We start from the raw sequence: 24,404 nt of genomic DNA, 5'->3' as shown, positions 1-24,404 counted from the left end.
GATCACCCTACGCGACACGCGCTCCGAGTCGTTCGGGTAAGGTCGGCTGTCATGAGCACGGCAACGACGCAGGCACCGAAACGCGAGGCATTCGGCTCTCGCAACGTCTTCATCCTCTCGGCGATCGGCTCGGCGGTCGGCCTGGGAAACATCTGGCGTTTCCCGTATGTGGCGTACGAGGGCGGCGGGGGAGCATTCCTCATCCCCTACCTGTGCGCGCTGCTGACCGCCGGCATCCCGCTGCTGTTCTTCGACTACGCCATCGGGCACCGCTTCCGCGGGTCCGCACCCCTCGCGTTCCGCCGCATGCACCGCGCCGCCGAACCCCTCGGCTGGTGGCAGGTGCTCATCTGCGTCGTGATCTCGGTCTACTACGCCGTGATCATCGCGTGGGCGGCGATGTACACGTGGTTCTCGTCGCAGCTCACCTGGGGACCGGGCAACGAGAACGACTTCTTCTTCACCGACTTCCTGCAGATGGGCGACGCCGCGGAGGGCGTCTCGACGCAGTTCGTCCCGCAGGTCGGCGTCCCGCTGCTCATCGTCTGGGTCGTGACCATCGTGATCATGGGGCTGGGCGTCAAGCGCGGCATCGGCGCGGCGAACACGGTGCTCCTTCCGCTGCTGACCCTGATGTTCGCGGTTCTCGTGGTGCAGTCGCTGTTCCTCCCCGGAGCCATGGACGGCCTCAATGCGTTCTTCACCCCCAACTGGGAGGCCCTCGGCGACCCGGCCGTCTGGGCGAGCGCGTACGGGCACATCTTCTTCTCGCTGTCCGTCGCGTTCGGCATCATGGTGACGTACTCGTCGTACCTCAAGCGCAAGACCGACCTGACCGGCTCCGGCCTCGTCGTGGCCTTCGCGAACTCGGGCTTCGAGATCCTGGCCGGCATCGGCGTGTTCGCGGCTCTCGGGTTCATGGCTCAGGCGCAGTCCACCGAGGTGTCCGACGTCGCATCCGCCGGCATCGGTCTCGCGTTCGTGGCGTTCCCGACCATCGTGTCGCAGGCCACCGGCGGATCGATCATCGGCGTGCTGTTCTTCGGCGCCCTGGTATTCGCCGGCCTCACCTCTCTGATCTCGATCCTCGAGGTGATCGTCGCAGCCCTCCAGGACAAGCTCGGCTGGGGTCGCGTCCGCACCACGCTGACGGTGACGATCCCGCTCGCGGTCATCTCGATGGCGCTGTTCTCGACGACCACGGCGCTGGTGGTGCTCGATACGACCGACGCCTTCGTCAACGCCTTCGGAATCATGGCAGTCGCCCTGGTCGCGGTCATCGTGGTCGCCTGGCTGCTGCACAAGCTCCCCGCGCTCAACGAGCACCTGAGCCGCCGTTCGAGCTTCCGCGTCGGGCTGATCTGGAAGCTGCTGGTCGGGGCTCTCGCCCCGATCGTGCTCGGATACCTGTTCATCAGCGAGCTGATCGCGAAGATCAGCACTCCGTACGGGGGCTACCCCGAATGGTTCCTGTCGATCTTCGGCTGGGGCATGGTGATCTCCCTCGTGATCCTCGCCGTGGTGCTTTCGCTCATTCCTTGGAGCAGGCGCTCGCACGCCAAGGACGACCCCGAGTACGACGAGTTCTTGGTCGAGGAGAGCTACGAGCCGGATGCTGAGACCGGAACGATCCGGACGACCGAGGGAGCGGGAGCATGACGACTCAGGCAATCATCTTCATGATCATCGCGATGGTCACGGTCTGGGGCGGACTCATCGCCGCGATCGTGAACCTCACGCGTCATCCCGAAGAGGCCGAGAGCGAGCCGGCGCCGCCGGTCGAGCTCTGACCGCGCTCACGGCGAGGGTGTTCTGAGCCCGCCGATGGATGCGTCGACGCCACGGCGCATAGCGCTGGAACGTGCCTCGGTCAACCCGATCGGAATCGACCGGCCTCGGACGTAGCGTGTGGGCATCCGACGAAAGGATTCCCATGTCAGAAGCCACCGCCGATGGACAGCTGAAAGCGCTCATCATCACCTGCACGCTCAAGCCCTCGCCTGCCGAGTCGAGCTCCGAAGTGCTCGGCGCCCAGCTCTCGGACTTCCTCGCGGAACACGATGTCGCGTGCGAGAGCGTACGGGCGGTCGACCATGACATCCTGCCCGGAGTGCAGAAGGAAATGGGCGACGGTGACGAGTGGCCGGTCCTGCGCGAGAAGGTTCTCGGCGCCGACATCCTCGTGTTCGTGACCCCGACCTGGCTCGGGCAGCACTCGAGCGTCGCTCAGCGGGTGCTCGAGCGTCTCGACGCCGAACTGAGCGAGACGGATGCCGCCGGGCGCCCGATCCTCTTCGACAAGGTGGCCGTCGCCGGTGTCGTCGGCAATGAGGACGGCGCGCACCACATCACCGCCGTGCTGTTCCAAGCGCTGAACGACGTCGGCTTCACCGTGCCGGCCCAAGGCTCCGTCTACTGGAACGGCGAGGCGATGCACACCACAGATTACAAGGATCTGGAACAGACGCCGGAGAAGGTCAGCGCGTCGATCACGACGTCGCTCACCAACGCCGTCCACCTGGCTCGAGCGCTGCGCGTGTCGAGCTATCCGAAGTCCTGAGTCCGAGGAGCGAACATGTCGTACAAGGTCGGATACTTCGTCGGAAGCCTGTCGTCCACATCCATCAACCGGGTGCTCTCGAAGGCTCTCATCCGGGTCGCCCCCGACGATCTCGAGTTCACTGAGGTCCCCATCGGCAACCTGCCGCTGTACAGTCCCGATCACGACGCCGACTACCCGGCCGAGGCTCGCGCTCTGAAGACGGCCATCGAGTCCAGCGACGCCGTGCTGTTCGTCACCCCCGAGTACAACCGCTCGATACCCGGCGCGCTGAAGAACGCGATCGACTGGGCCTCGCGGCCGTGGGGGCAGAACTCGTTCGACCATCTGCCAGCAGCCGTGATCGGCGCATCGATCGGCGTGATCGGCACGGCGGTCGCCCAGCAGAGCCTTCGCGCTGTCCTGGCGTTCTGCAACGCCCGGCAGATGACCGCTCCCGAGGCGTACATCCACTTCACGAAGGACGTGTTCGCCGACGACGGGTCGATCGGCAAGCCCGCGACCGAAGAGTTCCTGCGCGCCTACATGACAGAGTTCCGCGAGCACATCGCCCGCGTGCTGACGGTTCTGCCGCGGCCGTGACCGCGGTCAGTGGTTGCGCAGCATCTTGATGATCTCGGCCTTCTTCTTGCCGGAGTAACCCGAGATCCCGAGTTCCTTCGCGCGCTTTCGGAGGTCGTCGACCGTCCAGTCGTCGTAGTCGCCGGCCTCGCCGCCGCGCCGACCGACCTCTGAACGGCCTTTCTTGGTGCCGCCAGTCGCGTTCGAGATGCGGGCGGCCTTCTCCTTGGATGCTCCGTCATCCCGCAGCTCTTCGTAGAGTTCTGGATCCTTGAGTCGTGAATTCGCGCCGCGAGGCATGATGTCTCCTTGTCGTCAGTGCGAGTCGACGACTCGCATGGTGGCGGCGATCAGATCGGTCGCCGTCGTGGTCGTGATGGCCATCACCGTCTCGGGGGAGCCGTGCAGTTCGAGAAGCTGGTGACCGACCTTCTCCGCAGTCGCCCAGCCGAGGTAAACGGTTCCGGGCGGATGCCCTCCCTCAGGATCCGGCCCGCCCACCCCGGTCGTCGCGACGCATACGTCGGCCGAGAGCAGATGGAGTCCTCCGACGGCCAACTGCTCTGCGCACTCGGCCGAACACGGATCGGATCCGGGGGTCACGCCGAGCACGCTCTGCTTGACATCCTGCATGTAGGCCACGACGCCCCCGAGGAACCACTCGGACGCATTCTCTCCTGCGCCGATGGCGTGCGCGAGCTCTCCTGACGTGAGCGATTCGACGACGGCGACTCGCAGACCGCGCTCGCGCGCCAGCGCACTGATCGCGTCGACTGCCCCGTCGGCCTCGGTGACGACATGGCTCATGGAGTGTCCGCGCGTGAGATGTGCTCGACGGTTACGCCGGTCGTCTCCGGACTGAGAGCGAGCGCGATATCGGCCTGGCTGATGATGCCGACGAGCTCGCGATTCTCGAGCACGGGAAGCCGGCGAACCTGGTTCTCGCGCATCCGATCCAGCGCGACATGGACCTCGTCGTCCGCATCGACCGTGACGGGGACTCCCGCAGCCAGAGTGCGCGAGGGTGTCGTCTCGGGGTCCATCCCGTACGCCAGCGCCTTCACGACGATGTCGCGGTCGGTCAGCATCCCCTTCAGCTTGCGATCCTCGCCGCAGATCGGCAGGGCCCCGACATCGAGTTCCGACATGACGGATGCGGCGATGCTCAAGGCATCGTTCTCGCCGATACAACGGGGAGCGGGTGTCATGATGTCGCGCGTCAGAGTCACGTCCTGATCCTTTCGGTTGAGTCCGGATGCCCCGACGATAGGTGGCGGCTCGTGCACCGCAAGGGGCCTTGACAGGCGACGCCCAGCGCGTCAAGCCCCCTCCGGCCGGAACCCGCCGGTGACACATTGGTCATCACGAGATGGAGGTGCGGGTTGAGTGAGCCGACGCGAGACACCGCGGGAATGCGAGTGGTCTTCTGGACGTGGATGGTGATCATCTCCGGCGGCCTCGCCTTCATGGCGATCACCGCGCTGGGAGGACGGTGAATCATGCGCAGGATGCTGCGGGACAACGGGCTCAGCCTGGTCTTCCTGGCCCTGTTCGTGCTGGCGCTCGCCGGACAGTCCATCGCCGGATTCCTTCGCGAGAACGAGGAGCTGGCCGAGCATGGGCAGTCGGCCGTCGATTTCTTCTCATTCGTCACCTCCAGCGAGTTCCTCGTGGACGTCGCGGAGAACTGGCAGTCCGAGTTCCTCCAGTTCTTCGTGTTCATCGCCGCCACCGTGTGGTTCATCCAACGCGGGTCACCCGAGTCGAAGAAGCCGGGCGACGAGGGGCTCGGCAGCGATGAGGACCAACTCGTCGGCGCTCACGGCCGCCCGGATTCGCCGAACTGGGCCCGCCGGGGTGGTTGGCGCACGGCGATATACGGAAACTCATTGCTGATCGTGATGGGTTCGATCTTCGTGTTCTCGTGGCTCGCACAATCACTCGCCGGCCTCGTCGTCGCGAACGAGGAGAACGCGATGCACGCGCAGCCGTCGATCACCTGGGCCGATTACGTGGTCAGCCCCGACTTCTGGGACCGCACCCTGCAGAACTGGCAATCCGAGTTCCTCGCAGTGGGCGCGATGGTCGCGTTCGCCATCTATCTCCGTCAGCGCGGGTCGGCCGAATCTAAGCCCGTCGGACTGCCGCATCGCATCGCGGCAGAGGAATCCGACTGACGATCAGCCCTCTCAGCCGTCCTTGACCTCGTAGCCCTCGCCCTCCGGAGCGCGGGCTTCATCCGATTCGCGGCGGAAGCCTTCGCTGTAGTCGGGTCTGGCCGGCTGCGGGGGCTGGTCGGACAACTCTCCTCCAGTGCGGCCGCCGTACGGCCGGCCGTGATCGGCGAACTCCTCCCGGCCGAAGACCAGGGTCCACGGGCCGGCAGTGAACCGTGCTCCGGTGCGCAGGATCTCCGATCGTCCGCTGGCGCCGGTCTCTGCGGCGCTCGCGCTCGCGTTCATCTCTCCGGCGCCGTGCAGGGTCAACACGTATTCGTCCTGATCATCGTGATTGATCTCTGCGTGGACGGGATCGGTTTCGGGCAGTCGCAACTCATTCCCCCCCGCGGATCCGATGCGCACAGCGTCCGAAGTCAGCGCGAATTCGAAACGGTCATCGTCGCGCGTGATCTTGAGATGCGGATTGCCGGCACCCCACTCGGCGTGGGTCGTGGTCGGCTCGGGCGGGTGCGGTGCATCGTGAGAATTCATGGTGCTCTCCTCTTCGATCGGTCCATTTCACGCTAGGTCGTCCGCGTCATCGCCACGAGGGGGTTGACCGCCCGGTCAGGGCTGTGCAGGTTCTTGCTGATCCGGGTCGACATTCTCTGGCACGAGCGAGATGCCTCCGCTGGTGTTCGCCGAGTGCGCCATCGCCGTGATCCACTCCGGCGACAGCGTCGGCGGCCCGGGCTCGTCGAAGACGAACCGCAGCGGAATCGCCGGGTGCAGCCAGATCGTCGAACGCCCCGACCCATCGGGATGACGCCATGACAGCGTGAAGCTCTCATTGCGGCGGAGCTTCGTCGCGATCACCACCTTCAGATGCGCGAGCGCCCGATCTTCGACGAAGATCGGGTCTGCCGTTGCGCCGTAGAACATCGAGCCCATGGCGCTACGCTATCGAGTGTGGGCAGATTCATCTATGAGGGTGGCGTCAAGGTCGAGATCGAGGACCGCGCGCTGACGCACCTCCAGCTCGTCATCAGTGCGAAGCTGCGCCGGGGTGAGCCCTTCGCGTTCAGCTGGCGCGAGGATGCCAGCGTCGGCGGCGGCCGGACCACGGTGTGGGTGCACCCGGGCAGCTCCATCGTGTACAAGTACTACGGCGGGCGGCAGCCGTCCATCAACCGCGCCTGGGTCGACGCCCTCGCCTTCACCTCCAACGCTCCGACCGGTCTGTACCTCGTGCCGGAGCCGCCGGAGTCCGGCGAGGAGCCGGCGTCGACCGAGCTCCCCGGCTGAGGTCGCTCCGCCGCGAGATCACTCCACCGCGAGATCGAGTCGTCGTTCGGTGATGGAGTCGATGCCGGTGACGGTGATCCACCCGTCAGCCAGGTGCGCTGCGTCGCTCTCGGCGGTGGGGACGTTCGGCAGCTCCTCCACGGCGAGTCGCAGATAGCTATCGTCGCTCTCGGCCACAGTCATCTGGACGATGCCGAACGGCGCCAGGGTAGATTCGCGGACACCACGAGGATGATCGTCGTTCGGCACATTCACGTTCATCACCGTGCCGGCGGCACGCGCCATGAGCTCGGGCAGGAGTGCGACCGCAGCATCCGCTGCCGTCGTCCAGTGGAACTCGTCGGGGTTCATTCCGACATCCAATGACACGGCCATCGCGCGCGCTCCGTTCAGGCCGCCGGTGAGAGCAGCGCCCACCGTGCCGGAATGCAGGATCGCACGACCGACGTTCGCGCCGTGGTTGACACCCGACAGCACCACCTCGGCCGGGTCGCCGAAGGCCCCTCTGGCAGCGATCAACGCGATGAGCCCCGGGCCGCCGTGCACCGCGAACGCCTGCACATCGGGTATCGGCGTCAACGTGCGTCGTTCCATCGCTATCCGTCCGTCGGCTTCTGTCGCCATGATCGACGCGCTCGACCCGCTGGACTGCTTGGCCGGAGCCGCGACGGTGACGTCGAATCCGGCGCGGACAGCGGCCTCGGCGAGTGCGCACAGGCCCGGCGCGTCGATCCCGTCGTCGTTCGTGATGAGAACCCGGGTCATGATGACGCCTCCGGCTCCGCGAGTGCGGCGAGGCCGTCGGGGCTCACCCGGCCCTCAGGTTCACGATCACCGGCACCCGTCGCCGGAACTTCTCGGACGGTGACCTTCTCTCGAAGGCTCTCGATCAGTTCCGCGTCTCCCGTTCCCAGCCCGTGCCGCGTGACATTGAGTGCGCCGGCAGCGGCGCCGAGGGTGATGGCGTCCCGCAGGTTCTCGCTCCGCGTGAGCGCGGCGATCAGGCCTGCAGTCAGGGAGTCACCGGCACCGCGGGTCTCGGTCTCCTCGAACGGCGGAGGAGTCACCTCGAGCACGCCCTGAGCATCAGCGAGCAGCAACGGGTCGCCTGCTCGCGTGACGATCACGGCGCCGGCGCCGTCCGCCCGAAGCCGGTGCATCGCGGTGATGATCTCGTCGTCGGTGACCGCGCTCACCAGGCCGTCGGCCTTGAGCTCCTCATGACTCACCTTCAGTATGTCGACTCCGCCGGTCACGACTGCCTCCAACCGCTCGCCGGCGAGGTCGGCGACCACTGTCTTGCCGGCCGCGCGGAGGTCGATCGTGAGTCGCCGGTAGAAATCCGCGGGGATCGTGTCGTCGCCGGCCGGGCCGCTCAGCACCACGACCGAAGAGGGGTCGCTGCTGCGAAGCATGGCACTGTACAGATCGTCGAGGTCGTGTCTTCCGATCGGATCGCCGTCCTCCTCGTCGACCACGATGCGTTCGCCTCCCCGGCGATCGTGCACGTAGGCGGAACCCCGTCCGTCGCGCGTCAGAGCGTGGACCGTGACATCCTCGTCCTCCATGAGATGCCTCAGCGTCCGGCCGACCTCCCCGGTCAGCAGACAGCACATCGTCACCGGCACCTGCAGCCGGCGCAGCATCCTGGCGTGCCACACGCCCTGCCCGCCCGCATGCACATGGATCTCAGAACCCTGCGGATGGTCTTCGACCGTCACCGTCAGCGTTGGTGACGGAGCCAAGATCGTGACGCTCATGACGACTCCTTCCGTTCGGTGTTCTCAGTGTCTGCAGTCGCGACCCGGAAGTGTCAACCCCCTTGGCCGGTGCGCAGTGCACGTGGAAGGTGAGTACAACACTCGACTCTCGAAGGAGCGCTCAGATGACTGACAGCACCCCCGACCCACGACATGCGCACCACGATGACGAGTTCCCGGCTCAGGCGCAGAGCCAGCCGGGTCACACCGAGCGCATGCGACCGGAGCCAGACCACGGCGAGACCAGCTACGTCGGCCACGGGCGACTGGACGGTCGCCGCGCCCTGATCACCGGCGGCGACTCGGGGATCGGACGCGCGGTCTCGATCGCCTTCGCCAGAGAAGGCGCTGACGTCGCGATCGCGCACATGGTGGAGGAGCAGCAGGATGCCGACGCCACGCTCGCCCTCGTTCGGGATGCCGGCCGCGCCGGACTCAGCCTGGCCGGCGACTTGCGCAATGAGGACTTCGCCTCCGAGGCCGTCCACAAGACGCGCGAGGGCCTCGGCGGACTCGACATCCTCGTGCTGAACGCCGGTTACCAGCACGACATCGATGGCTTCGAGAACCTCCGCACCGATGAGATGCAGCGCGTGTTCCAGACCAACCTCGAGGGGCTGCTGTTCTCCGCGCGGGCCGCGTTCCCGAGCCTGGACGCCGGTGCGAGCATCATCGTCACGGCATCCATCCAGTCCTTCAATCCGTCCCCCGGACTCATCGACTACGCCATGACGAAGGCGGCGCAGGTCGCGTTCGTGAAGGCGCTCGCCGAAGAAGCCGGCCCGCGCGGCATCCGCGTGAACGCCGTCGCACCCGGCCCGATCTGGACGCCGTTGATCCCCGGAACAGGCTGGGACGACGAGAAGGTTCGTTCGTTCGGCGCCGACACACCGCTCGGCCGAGCGGGTCAACCGGCCGAACTCGCCGGCGCGTACGTGTATCTCGCCTCCGCCGAGTCGTCGTACACGTCGGGCGCGGTTCTCGCCGTGACCGGAGGGAAGGCGCTATGACCATGACAGCCCCGGAGCCTCCGCGACCGGCATCCGTCTGGGAAGTCATCCCGATCGCCCGAACCGCCTGGCGGATCTGCGACGCATCCCTCACCGAATCGGATGCCTCGCGCCTGGTCGCCTACGTCGACAAGAACGAGACGGGAACGTATGACGTTCTCTGGCTGCGCAGCCCCTGCCCGACCAGGTCGCGTTATCGAAACCTGGACGAGCTGCTCGCCGATCTGGATGCCGCGGACGCAGCCGGACCGGCCTCGCGTGCCACGCGTCCGAACAGGATTCCGCACTTCCCCCCGCGGAGCGAGCCGAACATCACGTGAGGACGATGAGCTCCCGGGTCGAGCGGGTCATCGCGACGTAGCGATCGACAGCGCCCTCGACGCCGTCGCCGAAGCGTTCGGGGGCCACGAGCACGACAAGGTCGAACTCCAGCCCCTTCGCCGTCTCGGGAGTCAGCGACCTCACCCGATCCGATCCGGTGAAGGTCTCGTCGCCGATCACGACGCCGGTTCCTTCGTCGTTGTCGGCCAGCCAGGCATCCACGATCGCCTCACGGTCCGCGACCGATCCGTGTCGAACGGGGATCCCGCTCGAGCGCACGGAGGTCGGCACGTTCGCATCAGGGAGCGCCGCGCGGATGACCGGCTCAGCCTCGGCCATGATCTCCTCCGGCGTTCGGTAGTTGACGGAGAGCGAGGCGAGGCGCACGTCACGGAGTCCCGCGTCCGTGAGCCTGTCCTCCCACGTCTGCGCGAACCCGTGCCTGGCCTGGGCCCGGTCGCCGACCACGGTGAAGCTGCGCGAAGGGCAGCGGCTGCGCAGCATCGCCCACTCCGCATCCGTGAGCTCCTGCGCCTCGTCGACGATGATGTGCGCGAACGGTCCGGCGAGCGCGTCATGACTGAACGTCGGGAGCGCGTCATCGTCGTCCAGGCTGTTCAGCACGTCCTCGCCGCGGAGCATCGACATGAGGCCGAGGTCATCGTCGGACGTGTCCATCAGGTAGTCGGCGACGCTCGCACGGTACTCCCGCTCTGAGGCGCGCAGCCGTTCGCGCTCGCGGCGGATTCGGCCCGCGTCCGGATCGCCGACGGCGCGGCGGGCGGCATCCAGCAGCGGAAGGTCGGATGCCGTCCACATCGCGGCATCCTCGCGCTGCAGCATCCATACCTCGTCGTCCGTCAGCCACGGCGCGCAGCGGCGCAGGAATCCCGGGTTGCTCCACAGAGCCGCGACGAGCGCTGCGGGGTCGAGCAGCGGCCAGGCGCGGTTGAACGCTGCGATGAGTGCCTCGCTCTGCGCGAGCGCGCGACGCAGCTGCGAGCGGGGGACGCGCCCGGCGAATCGGTCGGAGATGATGTCGACCAGCGCCTCCCAGACCTCGTCACGCGCCTCGTTGTGCGCGGATCCGGTGTCGGTGCTGAACGTCTCTTCCCAGTCGGCTTCGCTCACGCGCAGATCCACCCACGGCGTTTCGACGACCGTGCCCCGCTCCGGCGGCTGCTCGTACAGACGCACGGCTGAGCCGACGGCGTCGATGAGTCGCGCCGAGGCCTTGATATCGGGGTCGGATTCGGGCGGCGCGCTCCGGCCCTCGGGAACGAGGTCGCGGAGCGTGCAGGTCTGCACGCGGTCCTCCCCCAGGCTCGGCAGGACGTCGTCGACGTAGCCGAGGTACGGCTGCGAGGGGCCGACCACGAGCACCCCGCCGCCGCTGCCGCGCGAGATCCGGGTGTCGGAGTACAGCAGGTACGCGGCACGGTGCAGGGCGACGACGGTCTTGCCCGTGCCTGGTCCGCCATCGACGACGAGCGTCCCCGCAGAGCCCGCCCGGATGATGGCATCCTGATCGGCCTGGATCGTCGCCAGCACATCGCGCATGCGGGAAGATCGCGAGGTGCCGAGGCTGGCGATGAACGATGACTGGTCGTCGAGCGCGCCGCCCGTCTCGAGGGCCTCCGCGGTGAACGCCTCGTCCCAGTAGTCCGTGACGCGGGCACTCGCCCAGCGGTAGCGCCGGCGGCTGACGAGGCCCATGGGGTCGGCGAGGGTGGCGCCGAAGAACGGTTCGGCGGCCGGCGCTCGCCAGTCGACGAGCAGCTGACGGCCGTCGTCGCCGGTGAGCCCCAGTCGTCCGATGTAGATGTGGTCGCCGGCATCCGTCACCATGCGACCGAGGCACATGTCGATGCCGTACCGACGCAGCACGGTCAGGCGCGCGTTCAGACGGTGGATCTCGAGATCGCGTTCGACGGCCGCGCCGCCGACGCCGCTGGGGGCGGCGAGGGCGCTATCCAGGCGAGCGGATGCTGTGGCCAGGCTGTCGCGCAGCGTGGCGGCGATCGCGTCGAACTGCTCATCGTCGCGAGCGATGAGGGCGGGGTCGGCCTTGTGGGCGAGTTCGTCAGAGAGGTGGAAGGCGCTGAGGGCAGGGGTGTTCACGATGCTCCGATTCCGGCGCGCAACTGCGGTTTTCGCTGCGCACGATCGACAAGTATGCGCCCTGCGGGGGCCCTTGCCGCAAGCCCCCACCTCAGCGGTAAACTGGAAGTGCGGGAAGATGGAGACATGGCTTCTCCCACCCCGCAGACGCAGCGCAATGCGCTCGCCCCAGGGCTCCTCGCCGCGATCGCCCTCTTCCTCTCGCCGCTGTTCACCGGTGACGACAACGTCGGTGCGACGATCATCTTCTACCTCGTCCCGATCCTCGCGCTCATCGTCGCGTGGTTCGCGTGGCAGGCGCGGCAGTGGTGGTGGACCATCGTCTTCGTCGCGATCGCGGTGATCTGGAACCCCGTGTTCCCGTTCGGCTTCACCGGCCAGGTGTGGACGGCCGCGCAGTTCGTCGCCGCGCTGCTCTTCATCGCAGCCGGCGTCCTGATCAAGAACGAGCGCGCCGTGGCCTGACGCGTCCGGCGCAGTCCCGCCGCACACCGATGCTGTATCACTTCGGTCGGTTCTGATCGCTCGTAACCGACCGAAGTGATACAGCATCGCGCCGGGATGCGGGGCGCGACTCGCACTGCACAGGCGGCGGATGCCGGGACTGGTGCCCATCGGCTGTGGAAAGTCCGAAGCTGCGGCAGGGCATCGCCGAGGCTGTGGGCGTGCGCACTCGTAGCAAGCTCCCATCCCGTCTCGGCGATAGCTTCCGGGTGAGTGCGGCGCATGCTGCTGGGGTCGGCCGCTCGCGCGGGGATGCCGACGATCTGCATCGCCCATTCCGAGGAGTGCGGTCGACGACGGTCCCCTCGACGTTCAGCGCACTGGTCGACTGCTATCGACCGAGACTGGCTGCTGAGCACGCATTCGTGGGCCGTTCCGCTGCGCGCCTGTGGGGACTGCCGCTGCCGTGGATCTGGACTCCCGAGGAGGACCTCGAGATCGCCGTTCCCCTCCATCTCTCGGCTCCGAGGATCACCGGGGTGCGCGGTCGGCGACTTGCAGCACGCAAGATCCGATATTGGACGGTGCGCGGCGCCCGAACTGTGGACGCCGTCGCCGCACTGTTCACATGTGCGGCCGTGTTGACTCTGGTCGAGACGGTCGTGATCCTGGATGCTCTGGTGACCGAGGCCGACAACTACCCGGAACTGGGTCCCGGCCGCCCTCTCGCGAGCATCGACGAGATCGCGAATCGGCTGCAGGCGTGGGGGAGATTCCCCGGCAGCGGGACAGTCCGCAGGGCGATTCCACTTGTGCGCGAGCATGTCGAATCTCCGAAGGAGACCGAGACTCGACTGCTCATCCGGTCCGCCGGGATCGCGGAGCCCGTCGTTCAGTACGAGGTGTACGACGGCGGACGGTTCGTCGCCAGGCCGGACCTGTCATATCCCGAACTCAAGATCGCGATCGAGTACGAAGGCGACGGACATCGCCGAAGCAAGGAGCAGTGGCGAGTCGACATCCGCCGGCAGCGCGACCTGGAAGATCGAGGATGGATCGTGATCCGGCTCACCCAGGCCGATCTTGACGACGGCGGCGCCGCCCTGATCGCCCGCTTGCGTCGCGCGATCGCGAGCCGCGGATGAGGCGCCGATGCTGTATCACTTCGGTCGGTTCTGGGCGCGCTAAACCGACCGGAGTGATACAGCATCCCCGGATGCGGGACAGCGCGCAGCGCGCGTGCGGGGCGGCGCGTAGCGCGCGAGCGGGATCGGGCGTAGCGTGCGGGTATGGACGACCGCAGACCTGATCCCGCAGATGAAGCCCGACCCGAGAACACTGCAGAGACTGTTGCCGGGACAGCGGATGGCGCACCCCTCGGCGGCGACGAGACGACCGAAGAGCAGCTCGATGCCGACAACGCCGTCGAAGACGACATGCTGAAGACCCTGGACCCGGACGACTCGCCGGCCTGACCATCCGCCGGGACCTGCCCCGGTACGACCCGGCAGGTGAGAAGCTTGAAGGATGAGTTCTCCCACCATCGCCACTGCGGTGCCTGCGGATGCCCCGCTCAGCGAGGCTGAGGTCCGCAGCCTCCGCGAGGACTTCCCGATCCTGCAGACCGAGGTGAACGGGCATCCGCTCGTCTATCTCGACTCCGGTGCGACCTCGCAGCGCCCGCTGGCCGTGCTGGACGCCGAACGCGAATTCCTCACGACGCTGAACTCGGCCGTCCACCGCGGCGCGCACACGATCGCCGCAGAGGCCACCGAGGTGTTCGAGGACGCCCGAGCCGCCGTTGCGCGATTCGTCGGGGCGGACGATGACGAGCTCGTCTGGACCTCCAACGCGACAGAGGCGATCAACCTCGTCGCCTACGCGTTCTCCAACGCGACAGCAGGTCGCGGGGGAGCTGCGGCCGAACGGTTCCGGCTCGGCGACGGCGACGAGATCGTGACCACCGAGATGGAGCATCACGCCAACCTCATCCCGTGGCAGGAGCTCGCCGCGCGCACCGGCGCGACCCTGCGCGTGATCCCGCTCGACGACGACGGCGCGCTCCGCCCGGGCGACATCGAGACGCACATCACCGACCGCACGAAGATCGTCACGGTCACCCATGTCTCCAACGTGCTCGGCGTCGTCAACCCCGTCGAACAGCTGATCGCCGCAGCCCGCAGGGTGGGCGCGCTCGTGCTGCTCGACGCGTGCCAGTCCGCGCCGCATCTGCCCCTCGACGTGAAGAAGCTCGACGTCGATTTCGCCGTGCTCTCCGGTCACAAGATGCTCGGGCCCACCGGGATCGGCGCTCTCTACGCTCGCCGCGAGCTGCTCGCCGCGATGCCGCCGTTCCTCACGGGCGGGTCCATGATCACCACCGTCACCACCACCCGCGCCGAGTACCTCCCGCCGCCGCAGCGGTTCGAGGCCGGCACGCAGCGGGTGTCGCAGGCCGTCGCGCTCGCCGCCGCTGTGCGCTATCTCGAGAGCGTCGGGATGCCGCGCATCGCCGCGCACGAGGCGCAACTCGGACGCCGGCTCGTCGACGGACTCTCCGCGATCGACGGCGCGCGGGTGCTCGGCGCCGGCATCGATCTGCCGCGCGTGGGGCTGGCGAGCTTCGACATCCCCGGCATCCACTCCCACGACGTCGGGCAGTTCCTCGACGACCGCGGGATCGCCGTTCGGGTCGGACATCACTGCGCCCAGCCGCTGCACCGCCGCCTCGGCGTCACGTCATCCACCAGGGCCAGCACCTACCTCTACTCGACAGACGCCGAGGTCGATGCCTTCCTCGACGGCGTCGCCGCCACCATCGACTTCTTCCTCGGCGGCGTTGCCGCCGGCACCGACTTTCCCGGAGTGCGCTCATGACTTCCAGCGACCTGCAGAACCTGTATCAGGAGCTGATCCTCGACCACTCGCGCACGCCGCACGGCTTCGGGCTGCGCGACGAGGTCAAGGCCCAGTCGCACCAGCTGAACCCCACCTGCGGCGACGAGATCACCCTGCAGGTGCACCGCGCGGATGACGGCACGATCGAGGCCATCGCGTGGGAGGGGCATGGATGCGCGATCTCGCAGGCATCGGCATCCCTGTTCGCCGACCTCGTCGAGGGGATGACGGTACCCGAGGTGCAGAAGAGGATCGACGTCTTCCGCGAAGCGATGCGATCGCGCGGCAAGATCGAGCCCGATGAGGAGCTGCTCGGAGACGCCGCCGTGCTCGGCAGCGTCTCGCGCTATGTCGCCAGAGTGAAGTGCGCCATGCTCGGCTGGGTCGCCGCGGAGGACGCGCTGCGCAAGCTCGACTGAAGGAATAACGGCTCCGCGCACCTGTTGTCCTTGAGATGACAACTTTGGGAATCATCGGAGCAGGACACATCGGCAGCCAGGTCGCACGGGCGGCGATCGCGAACGGATACGACGTCGTGATCTCCAACTCCCGGGGGCCAGAGACTCTGAGCTCCCTCGTCGCCGACCTCGGTCCGCAGGCGCGCGCGGCGACCGCCGCTGAGGCAGGGGCGGCCGGCGACGTGGTCGTGGTGACCGTGCCGCTGCACGCGCTGTCGCAGGTGCCGGTCGAGCCGCTGGCCGGCAAGATCGTGCTCGACACGAACAACTACTACTTCGAGCGCGACGGCCGCATCGACGCCCTCGACAAGGGCGAGACGACGACCTCGCAGATGCTGCAGGAGCACCTGCCGACCTCGAAGGTCGTGAAGGCGTTCAACCACATCGTCTCGGGTGACATCACCACCGACGGCACGCCGGCGGGCACCGAGGACCGCCGCGCGCTCGCGACGTCCAGCGACTTCGAGGACGCGGCTGCCTGGGTCACGGAGTTCTACGACCAGGTCGGATTCGACACCGTGAACGTCGGCCCGCTCAGCGAGTCGTGGCGCGTCGAGCGCGATCGCCCGGCGTACGTCGTCCGCCAGAATGCGGAAGAGTTGACTGCCAACCTCGCGAGGGCGAACCGCCTGCCCTGAACCGGCAGGCGTCGCGACGGCGTCAGGCCGGCGCGCGCCGCGGCGGTTCAGGCCACCGGCGTCGTGGTGTCCGTTGCCTGCCGCAGGGTGCCGCGCATCGCGCGCCAGTACCGGCCGGGGGATACCCGGACGATCGTGTCGATGAGTCGCGCTTCGCGTCCGACCATGGTGCGGATGCGGCGGCGCTCGGTCGCGCGGATGATCTGCGCCGCGGCATCCTTGGGTTCGGTGTGATACATCGCGGCCTGCGCCGATGCAGCCCGTGCGGCCACAGCGGGGTCGATCGCGGCGGCGTACCGGCCGTGCAGGATGATCCCGGTGCGGACGCCCGCCGGGTACACGGCGCCGACCGTCACCCTGCTGTCCTCGAGTTCGTGACGGAGGGCCTCGGAGAACCCGCGCACCGCGAACTTGCTCATCGCGTACGGGATGCGCCCTGCCGGAGCGGCGAGGGCGTAGACGCTCGCGAGGTGCGTGATGTGCGCGGCGGGCTGCACGCGCAGCGTCGGCAGCAGCGCTTTGGTGATCGAGACCGTGCCCCAGAGATTCACGTCCATCAACCAGCGCATCTCCTCCATGGTGAGCTGTTCGAGGCTGCCGAGCATCGATGACCCGGCGCAGGTGATCAGCGCGTTGACTCTCGGGTGCGCGCCGATGATGTCGGCCGCAGTGGCGAACGTGGCCACGTCGTCGCGGAGGTCGACCACGTGGGTCGTGGTGCGTCCGGGAAGGTCAGCTGCGAGGGATGCCAGGGCTTCGGCGTTGTGGTCGATGAGGGCGAGGTCGACGCCGGCCGCTCCGAGCTGACGCGCGACCTGCGCGCCCATGCCACTGGCGGCACCGGTGATCACCGTGGTGTTTCCGGCGAGGGTCAGCCGTCGCATCACATCCTCCTCCAGGCACTCGGGTCGTGCCGTTCGCTTCATCGCAGGTGGGGAGAACCTGTTGTGTTCTATTGTGGCCGAGAGTGGCGTCGGTGGGTGAGGATACGATCGGGAGAGGAGGTTCTGGTGGGAAAGACTGCGGATGCGATCGCTGAAGGTGTCGCGATCGCCACTGCCGCTGCACGTCTCACGGTGAAGAACCACATCCTGGTCGGAACGATCGCGAAGGGCGGGGTCTTCGACTCGGCCCAGTACCTCGACGAGGCGCGTCAGGCGCTGGAGGCGATGGCGCGGGAGTCCGAGCACGGGGCGGAGGCGATGGCGCGGTTGCGCAAGCGCGCCCGCGGCCGTTACTCGGATCCAGTCGGCACGCACGACTACCGCGACCGTGACGTCCGCAACCTTCGACGCCGAGCCAAGCAGTACGCAGGCGTCGCCGAGCGACTGAAGGCGATGGTCGAAGACCCCGAAGAGCTCGGGGCACTCGTCGAGAGCGCGCGTGAGGCGGCCTGGGCCGAGGTGCGCAGCAATCTCGATCGCCGGCTCAAGGTCGAGGGGATGCGCCCCGAGCAGGACCCCGACTACGCGACGATGCGCGAGGCGCGGATGCAGGCGCTACGTCTGGTCGATCTGCAGGCCCTGTCTTCGCATCAGCGTGCGAAGCGCAAGCGAGAAGCGGCGTCCTGACCGCTGGTTTCGCGTTCGCATGGTTCGTCATGTATTCTTGCTGAGGCCCGTTCTTCGGAGCGGATGCCCGATGCGCCACTAGCTCAATGGATAGAGCATCTGACTACGGATCAGAAGGTTAGGGGTTCGAGTCCCTTGTGGCGCACACTGTGTTGAGACAGTAGTCGAACCCCGTCGCGAAAGCGGCGGGGTTCTTTTCTTTCGCCAGCGTAGCCTGGAGGAGTGACTGCGTACGTCTCGGCTTTCGACCTGTTCTCCATCGGCGTGGGGCCCTCGAGCTCCCATACCGTCGGGCCGATGCGCGCCGCGCTGGACTTCGCGCAGCGCCTGCGCGCATACGGCGCGCTCGCCGCCGTCTCCAGGGTGACGTGCACCCTGTACGGATCGCTCGGAGCCACCGGCATCGGGCACGGAACCCCGGATGCCGTCGTGGCAGGGCTCCGCGGGCTCGCGCCGGAGAGCTGCGACCCGGCTGATGTCCGCGCGGCATGGTCGGCCTACCCTGAGGGGGTCGACCTGCTCGTCGCCGGCGAGCACGCCGTGGCGTTCGACAAGGACGACATCGAGTTCGCGCCGCGGACGAGGCTCCCAGGGCACCCGAACGCCATGACCCTGCGCGCGCACGCCGCCGACGGTGAGGTCCTGATCGAGCAGATCTACTACTCGATCGGTGGCGGGTTCATCCGCCGCGACGGCGAGGAGGCGCAGATCGCCGCCGGCGGCTTCCCGCTGGATTACACCGATGCGGCATCGCTGCTCGCGCTGTGCGACGAACGGAACATCACCATCGCCGACGTGGCGCGCGAGAACGAGATGGCGCTGCGGTCGGAGGAGCAGGTCGCGGCTGGTCTCGACGCGATCTGGGATGCCATGGCGTCGTGCGTCGACGCCGGACTCCACGCAGACGGTGTGCTCCCAGGCATCCTCAAGGTGAAGCGGCGTGCCGGGGCGATCCGCGAGCAGCTCGACGCCATCGAGGCGGATGGCTCGCCGGCGATCCCCGGCGAGTGGCTCGGTGCTTTCGCGCTCGCCGTCAACGAGGAGAACGCCGCCGGCGGGCGCGTCGTCACGGCGCCGACGAATGGCGCCGCCGGCATCCTGCCCGCCGTCGCGATGTACTGGTGGCGGTTCCTCGCCGACTCCGGACTCGGGTCGGGCAACGCGGTCACCCCGGACGGTGAGCTCGTCGGAAGCGCCCTGCTCGGGTTCTCGAGAAGCGAGGGGCCGCCTCGGGGGTCGTTGAGCGAGGAGCGCAGCGACGAGACGAAACGGCTTGAGCGACCGCAGGGAGTCGAAAGCGGACTCCCGGCTGATCGGATCGCCGAGGCGAACAGGCGGCGCGGCATCCGGCGCTTCCTGCTCACTGCCACCGCGCTCGGCTCCCTGTTCAAGGCGAACGCGTCGATCTCGGGAGCCGAAGGTGGCTGTCAGGCCGAGGTCGGCTCCGCCTGTGCGATGGCTGCGGGGGGACTGACCGCAGTGATGGGCGGCACGAACCGCCAGATCGAGAACGCCGCCGAGATCGCGATGGAGCATCACCTCGGCCTCACCTGCGACCCGATCGGCGGGCTCGTGCAGATCCCGTGCATCGAGCGCAATGCGATCGCAGCATCCACCGCCGTCACCGCCGCACGGCTCGCGCTGCGCGGGGACGGCGAGCACTACGTGTCACTGGATGCCGTCGTCGAGACCATGCGTCAGACCGGCGCCGATATGTCGACGAAGTACAAGGAGACCAGCGAGGGCGGCCTCGCGGTCAACGTCATCGAGTGCTGACGGGTCGTAGGCTGTCCGCATGGTGAGCAGGCGGGGGCGGGGGCGGCCTCCTGGCGATTCCGATGCCCGCGAGCGCATCGCGGCAGCCGCGACGCATGAGTTCGGCGAGCACGGTTACGACGGGGCGACCGTGCGAGCGATTGCGGCGCGCGCCGACGTCGACCCTGCGCTCGTGCACCACTATTTCGGCGCCAAGGCCGATCTGTTCGCCGAGGTCGCCGGGTTCCCGGTGCGGCCGGACGTCGAGGTTCCGGCGATCCTGCGCGGCGGCCCTCACGGTGCAGGAGAGCGGATCGTCCGGTTCGTGCTGGAGGCGTTCGAGCGTCCCGACGTGCGCAAACGCGGCGTGATGGTGCTGCGCACCGCGATCAGCGGCAGGCTCACAGGACCCCTGGTCACGGGGTTCCTGACGCTTGAGCTGCTGCCGCGCATCGCGAACGAGTTGGATGCTCCGGATGCCGAGCTTCGGGCGACGCTGGTCGCCTCGCAGATCGCCGGTCTCATCATCGCCCGGTATGTGGTGAAGCTTCCCGCCATGCGGGATGCCGAGGTGGACGAGCTCGTCGCGCTGGTGGGGCCGACGATCCAGCGCTACCTGTTCGACTGAGTGCCTTGACGATCCCCGCCCGCGGGTCAATAATTCAACACATGGTGAATAACTCGGCTGTCGAGATCGCGCAGCTGCGCGTGCACCGCGGATCCGTTCGCGTTTTCGACGGCGTGGATCTCGTGATCCCGAAGGGACAGATCACCGGTCTCCTCGGGCCGTCTGGCTGCGGGAAGACCACGCTCATGCGCTCGATCGTCGGAGTGCAGAAGATCGCATCCGGAGACGTGACCGTGCTCGGCGAACCGGGCGGGTCCAGCCGGCTTCGACACCGCGTCGCGTACGGAACGCAGGGGGCGGCCGTCTACGGCGATCTGAGTGTGAGACAGAACCTCGCCTACTTCGCATCCTTGCTCAGGGCGCCGAAGGGCGACGTCGACCGTGTGATCGACGAGGTGGGCCTGCGCGGTCAGGCCGGGCAGCTGGTCGACTCGCTCAGCGGTGGACAGAGCACTCGGGTATCGCTCGGCATGGCGCTGATCGGCTCGCCGGAGCTCGTCGTCCTCGACGAGCCGACGGTCGGACTCGACCCCGTGCTGCGATCCGAGCTATGGGGGCTGTTCCGCGGTCTCGCGGACCGCGGCGTCACGCTGATCGTCTCGAGCCACGTCATGGATGAGGCGCTGCGCTGCGATCGGCTGCTGCTGATGCGCGAGGGACGCATCATCGCCGACACCACGCCGTCGCAGCTGCTGGACGACACCGGCACTGCCGACCCTGAGGCGGCGTTCCTCGCGCTGATCGAGCGCGACCGCACCGGGGGAGAGACCCGCCGGTCGCGTAGAGAAGCCCGAGAGAGCGGTACGGAAGACAGTGCACCCGAGCGCGACGAGGAGGTCGGAGAATGAGCGGCCGTCGGACCTTCGCGACCGCCGGTCGAGTGCTCGCGCAGCTGCGACACGACCCGCGCTCGATCGCGTTGATGCTCATCGCACCGAGCCTCCTGGTCGGACTGTTCGCCTGGCTGTTCAGCGATAAGGAGGGGGTCTTCGATCAGTTCGGCGGTGCGATCCTCGCGCTGTTCCCGTTCATCGTGATGTTCCTGATCACATCGATCACCACGCTGCGCGAGCGTCGATCGGGAACACTCGAACGGCTCATGACGACGCCGCTCGGCAAGCCGGACTTCATCCTCGGGTACGCGGTCGCGTTCGGGTTGATGGCCCTGCTTCAGGCTGCGATCACGGTGACCTTCGCGGTGTGGGTGTGCGGCCTGGAGGTCGACGGTCCGCTGTGGCAGCTCGGCCTGGTGGCCATCGTCGACGCCCTGCTCGGCACGGCGCTCGGGCTGCTGGCGAGCGCGTTCGCGCAGACCGAGTTCCAGGCCGTGCAGTTCATGCCGCTGCTGGTGTTCCCGCAGATCATCCTCGGCGGACTGTTCATGCCGCGCGATCAGATGCCCGACGTGCTGCACGCGATCTCCGACTGGCTGCCGCTGAGCTACGCGATCGACACGATCAACGCGGTGGCCGCAGGGGATGAGGGGTGGGACGTGTTCGGGCCGCTGCTCATCGTGCTCGCGTTCGCGGTCGGCGCCCTGCTGCTGGCATCGCTCACGCTGCGTCGGCGAACGCGGTGATGTGGGAACCGATCACCCCGCCGGTCGTTGAGCGAGCGCAGCGAGACGAAACGCGCTGAGCGAGCGTCAGCGAGCCGAAGCGTCTCGCCGTTTCGTATGCCTGGTAGGTGCCGCCGCCCATGGGTCCTCCGGCCAGGGGTGCTTCGGGTAGCGACCGCGCATCTCCGCGCGAACCTGCGCGTACGGGCCTGACCAGAACGAGGCCAGATCGTCGGTGACGGCGAGCGGTCGCCCGGCAGGCGAGAGCAGGTGGAAGAGCACGGGGACGCGACGGCCGGCCAGCCGCGGCGTCTCCGCCCAGCCGAAGCACTCCTGCAGCTTCACCGCCACGACCGGTCGCCCGGTCGGATCGTCGGCCGGCGGGTATGCGATGCGGACGCGCGAGCCGCTCGGCACCTCCAGCCGCTCCGGCGCCAGCGCACCGAGGTCCGCCGCCGCCGGCCACGGCAGCAGTCGCTGCAGCGCTGATGCGAGGTCGATCCGCGCAGCCGGAGTGCCCGCTGCCAGCGCATCGAGCTCGGGACCGAGCCACGCGTCGAGCTGATCGAGCAGTGCGGCATCGGACATGTCCGGCCACGGCATCCCGAGTTCGCGATGGAGCAGGGCGAGACGGCGGCGGAGTCCGTCCGCGGCATCCGACCACGTGAACACGTCGAGTCCGCGCTCGGTCAGGGCGCGGCGCACGGCGGCGCGGCCGCCGCCGTCGGCCTGCGCGCGCACGGGGACGGACGAGCGCACGATCGCCCCGATGCGCCGTTCGCGTCGGGCGATGACACGACCGTCCACGAACTCGGCCTCGATGCGGTCGGTCATCAGGTGGTCTGCGGCCCGCTCGACCTGGCTCTCCATGATCGCGGCGGCCGCTCGGATGATCGCGCCTGTTCCCTCGGCGGCTCGTCCCTGGGCGCGAGCGACGTCGGCGACGGCCAGCCATTCGGCGTCCGCGAGCGGACCGCTGACGCCGGCACGGGTTCCGGATGCCAGCAGGAACGTCGCCCCGTGCACCGAACGATCGACGCGCCTGGCGATCCGGTTCGGGAAGGCGAGGGCGACGATCAGGCCGGCATCGTCAGAGCTCGGCCGCGCACTTTCCCCGCCCGTGGCCGGGCTCGAACGCAACAGACGCGTCACCTCCCGCGACCAGCGGTGCGAATCAGCGGATCGCGCATCCCGCAGAGCGAGGAGGGCTGCGCCGATGTCCCCGCCCGTGATCCGGATCTCGCCGCCGATCAGCGCGACGACCTCGGCGGCGAACCGCGACCCGACCAATCGAGCGCCGTCGCGCAGCGCACGTGCGAGCCGGGGGTCGGTAGGGATTCGGGCGAGCTCACGACCCTCCGGCGTCACGCGGCCGTCCTCGTCGGTCGCACCCAGATCGTGGAGCACCGAGACGGCGTCGCTCAGGCTCTCAGCGGGCAACGGGTCGAGGAGCCGCAACCCGATGCCGCCCGGCGCGCCCCAGCAGGCGAGCAGCAGGGCCGCATCGGCCAGGTCGGTCGTCGCGATCTCGGGCGCAGGGCGAGCAGGCGAGGCGGCGAACGTGCGCTCATCGACGCAGCGGATGACCGCCCCAGGGCCCTGTCGCGTCGCGCGGCCGGCGCGCTGGACGGCCGAAGCGCGTGACGTCGACCCCGTGACCAGACCGGTCATGCTGCGGGCCGAATCGCGTTGCGGGTACCGCGACAGGCAGGTGTCCACCACGAGCCGCACGCCGGGGACGGTGAGCGAGGACTCCGCGAGCGACGTTGTGACGACGATGCGCGGCGGCTCTTTCGCGCCCCGGCCGCGGATCACGGCATCCTGCTCGGCCGCCGGCAGCTGACCGTGCAGCTCGCGGACATCGACGCCCTGTGCGGTCTGCGTGAGGCGTCGGGCGATCTCCGACACCTCTCGCGCGCCCGGGGCGAAGACCAGGACGTCGGCCGCGGAGTCGGTGCGGAACAGTTCCCGGGCAGCGGATGCCGTGACTGCAGCGACGTGATCGAGAAAGCCCCGGGTGACACCGCGTTCATCGAGTCTCTCCGCCGGGCTCGGAGCCCAGCGCTCCTCGAGCGGATGGGCCGGGACCGTCTGGGTGACGATCGGGGCGGGGGCATCGTCCGTCCCCAGCACACCGGCGACCTTGTCGGCATCGAGCGTCGCCGACATGGCGACGAGCACCAGGTCGTCGCGGAGCTCCCCGACCTCCCCGAGGAGGCCGACCAGCAGGTCTGTCTCGAGCGCGCGCTCATGCACCTCGTCGATGATGACGGCGCCCACGCCGTCCAGCCCCGGATCCGAGAGCAGTCGGCGCAGCAGAACGCCGGCGGTGACGAACTCGATGCGCGTGGAGGCATCGACCTGGCGCTCGCCCCGCACCGTGAAACCCACTCGGGTGCCGAGCGCGGATCCGTCGAGCTGCGCGAGGCGTCGAGCGGCTGCCCGCGCGGCGACCCGGCGGGGCTGCGTCACGATCACTCGGCCAGCGGTCCGGTTCGCGAGAACCGGCGGCACGAGGGTCGTCTTGCCCGTTCCCGGTGGGGCGCTCACGACGACGGCCGCGTTGCGATCGAGAGCTGCGCTGAGGTCGCCGAGCGCAGCGGCGAACGCGAGGCCGTCGCCGATGCGGGCGAGGTCGAACGAACCGCTCTTCACTG

At 68.3% G+C, this 24,404-nt stretch carries 29 protein-coding genes and 1 tRNA gene; 20 read left to right on the top strand and 10 right to left on the bottom strand.

The features are described 5' to 3' along the window. Positions 1-51: 51 nt before the first annotated feature. The 4 genes from LQZ87_RS00905 to LQZ87_RS00890 all read left to right on the top strand — a co-directional run bounded on the left by LQZ87_RS00905 (position 52) and on the right by LQZ87_RS00890 (position 3,142). Positions 52-1,659 (top strand): sodium-dependent transporter, encoded by a 1,608-nt coding sequence (locus LQZ87_RS00905; RefSeq protein WP_230101563.1) that lies wholly within the window; start codon positions 52-54, stop codon positions 1,657-1,659. After that, entirely contained in the window at positions 1,656-1,790 is a 135-nt protein-coding gene (locus tag LQZ87_RS00900) for a methionine/alanine import family NSS transporter small subunit (RefSeq protein ID WP_230101562.1), read from the top strand. Before LQZ87_RS00905 ends, LQZ87_RS00900 begins: the two co-directional genes overlap by 4 nt. Before the next feature lie 143 nt (positions 1,791-1,933). Beyond that, on the top strand, positions 1,934-2,560 hold the full coding sequence (locus LQZ87_RS00895; protein WP_230101561.1) for an NAD(P)H-dependent oxidoreductase: 627 nt from the start codon (positions 1,934-1,936) through the stop codon (positions 2,558-2,560). Positions 2,561-2,575: 15 nt separating this feature from the next. Continuing rightward, positions 2,576-3,142 (top strand): NADPH-dependent FMN reductase, encoded by a 567-nt coding sequence (locus tag LQZ87_RS00890; RefSeq protein ID WP_230101560.1) that lies wholly within the window; start codon positions 2,576-2,578, stop codon positions 3,140-3,142. Positions 3,143-3,148: 6 nt separating this feature from the next. Here the strand turns inward: LQZ87_RS00890 and LQZ87_RS00885 are convergent, their stop codons facing one another. The 3 genes from LQZ87_RS00885 to LQZ87_RS00875 are packed head-to-tail and all read right to left on the bottom strand — an operon-like array spanning position 3,149 to position 4,350. Then, a complete protein-coding gene (locus tag LQZ87_RS00885; protein WP_230101559.1) occupies positions 3,149-3,421 on the bottom strand; it encodes a Rho termination factor N-terminal domain-containing protein in 273 nt (90 codons plus the stop codon). A gap of 15 nt (positions 3,422-3,436) precedes the next feature. Next, a complete protein-coding gene (locus LQZ87_RS00880) occupies positions 3,437-3,928 on the bottom strand; it encodes a CinA family protein (protein ID WP_230101558.1) in 492 nt (163 codons plus the stop codon). Further along, positions 3,925-4,350 (bottom strand): CBS domain-containing protein, encoded by a 426-nt coding sequence (locus LQZ87_RS00875; protein ID WP_290368233.1) that lies wholly within the window; start codon positions 4,348-4,350, stop codon positions 3,925-3,927. Before LQZ87_RS00875 ends, LQZ87_RS00880 begins: the two co-directional genes overlap by 4 nt. Before the next feature lie 270 nt (positions 4,351-4,620). On the opposite strand from LQZ87_RS00875, the gene LQZ87_RS00870 reads away from it, so the two are divergent. Further along, positions 4,621-5,298, top strand: a complete 678-nt coding sequence (locus tag LQZ87_RS00870; protein WP_230101557.1) for a DUF6766 family protein — start codon at positions 4,621-4,623, stop codon at positions 5,296-5,298. A gap of 12 nt (positions 5,299-5,310) precedes the next feature. On the opposite strand, the gene LQZ87_RS00865 is transcribed toward LQZ87_RS00870, so the two are convergent. Beyond that, on the bottom strand, positions 5,311-5,832 hold the full coding sequence (locus LQZ87_RS00865) for a hypothetical protein (RefSeq protein ID WP_230101556.1): 522 nt from the start codon (positions 5,830-5,832) through the stop codon (positions 5,311-5,313). Positions 5,833-5,907: 75 nt separating this feature from the next. Further along, positions 5,908-6,231 (bottom strand): hypothetical protein, encoded by a 324-nt coding sequence (locus LQZ87_RS00860; RefSeq protein ID WP_230101555.1) that lies wholly within the window; start codon positions 6,229-6,231, stop codon positions 5,908-5,910. 18 nt (positions 6,232-6,249) lie between these two features. On the opposite strand from LQZ87_RS00860, the gene LQZ87_RS00855 reads away from it, so the two are divergent. Continuing rightward, positions 6,250-6,585: an ATP-dependent DNA ligase gene (locus LQZ87_RS00855; protein WP_230101554.1), complete on the top strand. Its 336-nt coding sequence runs from the start codon at positions 6,250-6,252 to the stop codon at positions 6,583-6,585. 18 nt (positions 6,586-6,603) lie between these two features. On the opposite strand, the gene LQZ87_RS00850 is transcribed toward LQZ87_RS00855, so the two are convergent. Then, the gene (locus LQZ87_RS00850) at positions 6,604-7,350 is read right to left on the bottom strand and encodes a 5'/3'-nucleotidase SurE (protein WP_230101553.1); all 747 of its coding nucleotides are present in this window, start codon (positions 7,348-7,350) and stop codon (positions 6,604-6,606) included. Continuing rightward, positions 7,347-8,345 (bottom strand): PfkB family carbohydrate kinase, encoded by a 999-nt coding sequence (locus tag LQZ87_RS00845; RefSeq protein ID WP_230101552.1) that lies wholly within the window; start codon positions 8,343-8,345, stop codon positions 7,347-7,349. Before LQZ87_RS00845 ends, LQZ87_RS00850 begins: the two co-directional genes overlap by 4 nt. Before the next feature lie 125 nt (positions 8,346-8,470). Here LQZ87_RS00845 and LQZ87_RS00840 point away from each other — a divergent pair, with 125 nt between their 5' ends. Both LQZ87_RS00840 and LQZ87_RS00835 read left to right on the top strand, forming a co-directional pair. Further along, a complete protein-coding gene (locus tag LQZ87_RS00840; RefSeq protein WP_230101551.1) occupies positions 8,471-9,355 on the top strand; it encodes an SDR family oxidoreductase in 885 nt (294 codons plus the stop codon). Next, on the top strand, positions 9,352-9,675 hold the full coding sequence (locus LQZ87_RS00835; RefSeq protein ID WP_230101550.1) for a hypothetical protein: 324 nt from the start codon (positions 9,352-9,354) through the stop codon (positions 9,673-9,675). The genes LQZ87_RS00840 and LQZ87_RS00835 overlap by 4 nt, the downstream gene beginning before the upstream one ends. Here the strand turns inward: LQZ87_RS00835 and helR are convergent. Next, positions 9,668-11,797, bottom strand: a complete 2,130-nt coding sequence (gene helR / locus LQZ87_RS00830) for an RNA polymerase recycling motor ATPase HelR (protein ID WP_230101549.1) — start codon at positions 11,795-11,797, stop codon at positions 9,668-9,670. The two genes, LQZ87_RS00835 and helR, sit on opposite strands and share 8 nt — an antisense overlap. Positions 11,798-11,923: 126 nt before the next feature. Here helR and LQZ87_RS00825 point away from each other — a divergent pair, with 126 nt between their 5' ends. The 6 genes from LQZ87_RS00825 (at position 11,924) to LQZ87_RS00800 (ending at position 16,235) form a co-directional block, all read left to right on the top strand. Continuing rightward, positions 11,924-12,262 carry a DUF6804 family protein gene (locus tag LQZ87_RS00825; protein ID WP_230101548.1) on the top strand — a complete coding sequence of 113 codons (339 nt, stop codon included), beginning with the start codon at positions 11,924-11,926 and terminating at the stop codon, positions 12,260-12,262. A gap of 200 nt (positions 12,263-12,462) precedes the next feature. Further along, entirely contained in the window at positions 12,463-13,386 is a 924-nt protein-coding gene (locus LQZ87_RS00820; protein ID WP_230101547.1) for a hypothetical protein, read from the top strand. Between the two features lie 144 nt (positions 13,387-13,530). Continuing rightward, positions 13,531-13,716 (top strand): hypothetical protein, encoded by a 186-nt coding sequence (locus LQZ87_RS00815; protein WP_230101546.1) that lies wholly within the window; start codon positions 13,531-13,533, stop codon positions 13,714-13,716. A 52-nt stretch (positions 13,717-13,768) separates the two neighbouring features. Next, complete coding sequence (locus tag LQZ87_RS00810) at positions 13,769-15,118, top strand: SufS family cysteine desulfurase (protein WP_230101545.1); 1,350 nt, start codon at positions 13,769-13,771, stop codon at positions 15,116-15,118. Next, on the top strand, positions 15,115-15,558 hold the full coding sequence (sufU, locus tag LQZ87_RS00805) for a Fe-S cluster assembly sulfur transfer protein SufU (protein WP_230101544.1): 444 nt from the start codon (positions 15,115-15,117) through the stop codon (positions 15,556-15,558). Before LQZ87_RS00810 ends, sufU begins: the two co-directional genes overlap by 4 nt. A gap of 35 nt (positions 15,559-15,593) precedes the next feature. Then, on the top strand, positions 15,594-16,235 hold the full coding sequence (locus LQZ87_RS00800; RefSeq protein WP_230101543.1) for an NAD(P)-binding domain-containing protein: 642 nt from the start codon (positions 15,594-15,596) through the stop codon (positions 16,233-16,235). 47 nt (positions 16,236-16,282) lie between these two features. Here LQZ87_RS00800 and LQZ87_RS00795 read toward each other — a convergent pair whose 3' ends face one another. Beyond that, positions 16,283-17,119 carry an SDR family oxidoreductase gene (locus LQZ87_RS00795; RefSeq protein ID WP_230101542.1) on the bottom strand — a complete coding sequence of 279 codons (837 nt, stop codon included), beginning with the start codon at positions 17,117-17,119 and terminating at the stop codon, positions 16,283-16,285. 126 nt (positions 17,120-17,245) lie between these two features. Between LQZ87_RS00795 and LQZ87_RS00790 the strand changes: the two genes are divergently transcribed. From LQZ87_RS00790 to LQZ87_RS00765, 6 genes are all read left to right on the top strand, one after another. Then, positions 17,246-17,806 carry an asparagine synthase gene (locus LQZ87_RS00790; protein WP_230101541.1) on the top strand — a complete coding sequence of 187 codons (561 nt, stop codon included), beginning with the start codon at positions 17,246-17,248 and terminating at the stop codon, positions 17,804-17,806. Positions 17,807-17,878: 72 nt separating this feature from the next. Then, positions 17,879-17,951 (top strand) — tRNA-Arg (locus tag LQZ87_RS00785). Positions 17,952-18,028: 77 nt separating this feature from the next. After that, a complete protein-coding gene (locus LQZ87_RS00780; protein WP_230101540.1) occupies positions 18,029-19,582 on the top strand; it encodes an L-serine ammonia-lyase, iron-sulfur-dependent, subunit alpha in 1,554 nt (517 codons plus the stop codon). A gap of 19 nt (positions 19,583-19,601) precedes the next feature. Then, positions 19,602-20,189 (top strand): TetR family transcriptional regulator, encoded by a 588-nt coding sequence (locus LQZ87_RS00775; protein WP_230101539.1) that lies wholly within the window; start codon positions 19,602-19,604, stop codon positions 20,187-20,189. 41 nt (positions 20,190-20,230) lie between these two features. Then, a complete protein-coding gene (locus LQZ87_RS00770; protein ID WP_230101538.1) occupies positions 20,231-21,037 on the top strand; it encodes an ABC transporter ATP-binding protein in 807 nt (268 codons plus the stop codon). Next, positions 21,034-21,768 carry an ABC transporter permease gene (locus tag LQZ87_RS00765; RefSeq protein WP_230101537.1) on the top strand — a complete coding sequence of 245 codons (735 nt, stop codon included), beginning with the start codon at positions 21,034-21,036 and terminating at the stop codon, positions 21,766-21,768. Before LQZ87_RS00770 ends, LQZ87_RS00765 begins: the two co-directional genes overlap by 4 nt. A gap of 66 nt (positions 21,769-21,834) precedes the next feature. Here the strand turns inward: LQZ87_RS00765 and hrpB are convergent, their stop codons facing one another. Next, positions 21,835-24,402, bottom strand: a complete 2,568-nt coding sequence (hrpB, locus tag LQZ87_RS00760; RefSeq protein WP_230101536.1) for an ATP-dependent helicase HrpB — start codon at positions 24,400-24,402, stop codon at positions 21,835-21,837. Positions 24,403-24,404 lie beyond the last annotated feature (2 nt).

Source organism: Microbacterium sp. Bi121 (assembly GCF_918698005.1).
Taxonomy (GTDB): domain Bacteria; phylum Actinomycetota; class Actinomycetes; order Actinomycetales; family Microbacteriaceae; genus Microbacterium.
Note: the sequence above shows the minus strand (reverse complement) of the source record. Positions and strands in the feature narration are given on the sequence as shown.

Coding starts and splice junctions, on each gene's coding strand:
- sufU (WP_230101544.1), top strand. CDS start 15,115: ATGACTTCCAGCGACCTGCAGAACCTGTATCAGGAGCTGATCCTCGAC.
- LQZ87_RS00905 (WP_230101563.1), top strand. CDS start 52: ATGAGCACGGCAACGACGCAGGCACCGAAACGCGAGGCATTCGGCTCT.
- LQZ87_RS00895 (WP_230101561.1), top strand. CDS start 1,934: ATGTCAGAAGCCACCGCCGATGGACAGCTGAAAGCGCTCATCATCACC.
- LQZ87_RS00890 (WP_230101560.1), top strand. CDS start 2,576: ATGTCGTACAAGGTCGGATACTTCGTCGGAAGCCTGTCGTCCACATCC.
- LQZ87_RS00815 (WP_230101546.1), top strand. CDS start 13,531: ATGGACGACCGCAGACCTGATCCCGCAGATGAAGCCCGACCCGAGAAC.
- LQZ87_RS00870 (WP_230101557.1), top strand. CDS start 4,621: ATGCGCAGGATGCTGCGGGACAACGGGCTCAGCCTGGTCTTCCTGGCC.
- LQZ87_RS00775 (WP_230101539.1), top strand. CDS start 19,602: ATGGTGAGCAGGCGGGGGCGGGGGCGGCCTCCTGGCGATTCCGATGCC.
- LQZ87_RS00825 (WP_230101548.1), top strand. CDS start 11,924: ATGGCTTCTCCCACCCCGCAGACGCAGCGCAATGCGCTCGCCCCAGGG.
- LQZ87_RS00845 (WP_230101552.1), bottom strand. CDS start 8,345: ATGAGCGTCACGATCTTGGCTCCGTCACCAACGCTGACGGTGACGGTC.
- LQZ87_RS00835 (WP_230101550.1), top strand. CDS start 9,352: ATGACCATGACAGCCCCGGAGCCTCCGCGACCGGCATCCGTCTGGGAA.
- LQZ87_RS00765 (WP_230101537.1), top strand. CDS start 21,034: ATGAGCGGCCGTCGGACCTTCGCGACCGCCGGTCGAGTGCTCGCGCAG.
- LQZ87_RS00880 (WP_230101558.1), bottom strand. CDS start 3,928: ATGAGCCATGTCGTCACCGAGGCCGACGGGGCAGTCGACGCGATCAGT.
- LQZ87_RS00900 (WP_230101562.1), top strand. CDS start 1,656: ATGACGACTCAGGCAATCATCTTCATGATCATCGCGATGGTCACGGTC.
- LQZ87_RS00770 (WP_230101538.1), top strand. CDS start 20,231: ATGGTGAATAACTCGGCTGTCGAGATCGCGCAGCTGCGCGTGCACCGC.
- LQZ87_RS00840 (WP_230101551.1), top strand. CDS start 8,471: ATGACTGACAGCACCCCCGACCCACGACATGCGCACCACGATGACGAG.
- LQZ87_RS00860 (WP_230101555.1), bottom strand. CDS start 6,231: ATGGGCTCGATGTTCTACGGCGCAACGGCAGACCCGATCTTCGTCGAA.
- LQZ87_RS00850 (WP_230101553.1), bottom strand. CDS start 7,350: ATGACCCGGGTTCTCATCACGAACGACGACGGGATCGACGCGCCGGGC.
- LQZ87_RS00885 (WP_230101559.1), bottom strand. CDS start 3,421: ATGCCTCGCGGCGCGAATTCACGACTCAAGGATCCAGAACTCTACGAA.
- LQZ87_RS00795 (WP_230101542.1), bottom strand. CDS start 17,119: ATGCGACGGCTGACCCTCGCCGGAAACACCACGGTGATCACCGGTGCC.
- LQZ87_RS00800 (WP_230101543.1), top strand. CDS start 15,594: ATGACAACTTTGGGAATCATCGGAGCAGGACACATCGGCAGCCAGGTC.
- LQZ87_RS00865 (WP_230101556.1), bottom strand. CDS start 5,832: ATGAATTCTCACGATGCACCGCACCCGCCCGAGCCGACCACGACCCAC.
- LQZ87_RS00810 (WP_230101545.1), top strand. CDS start 13,769: ATGAGTTCTCCCACCATCGCCACTGCGGTGCCTGCGGATGCCCCGCTC.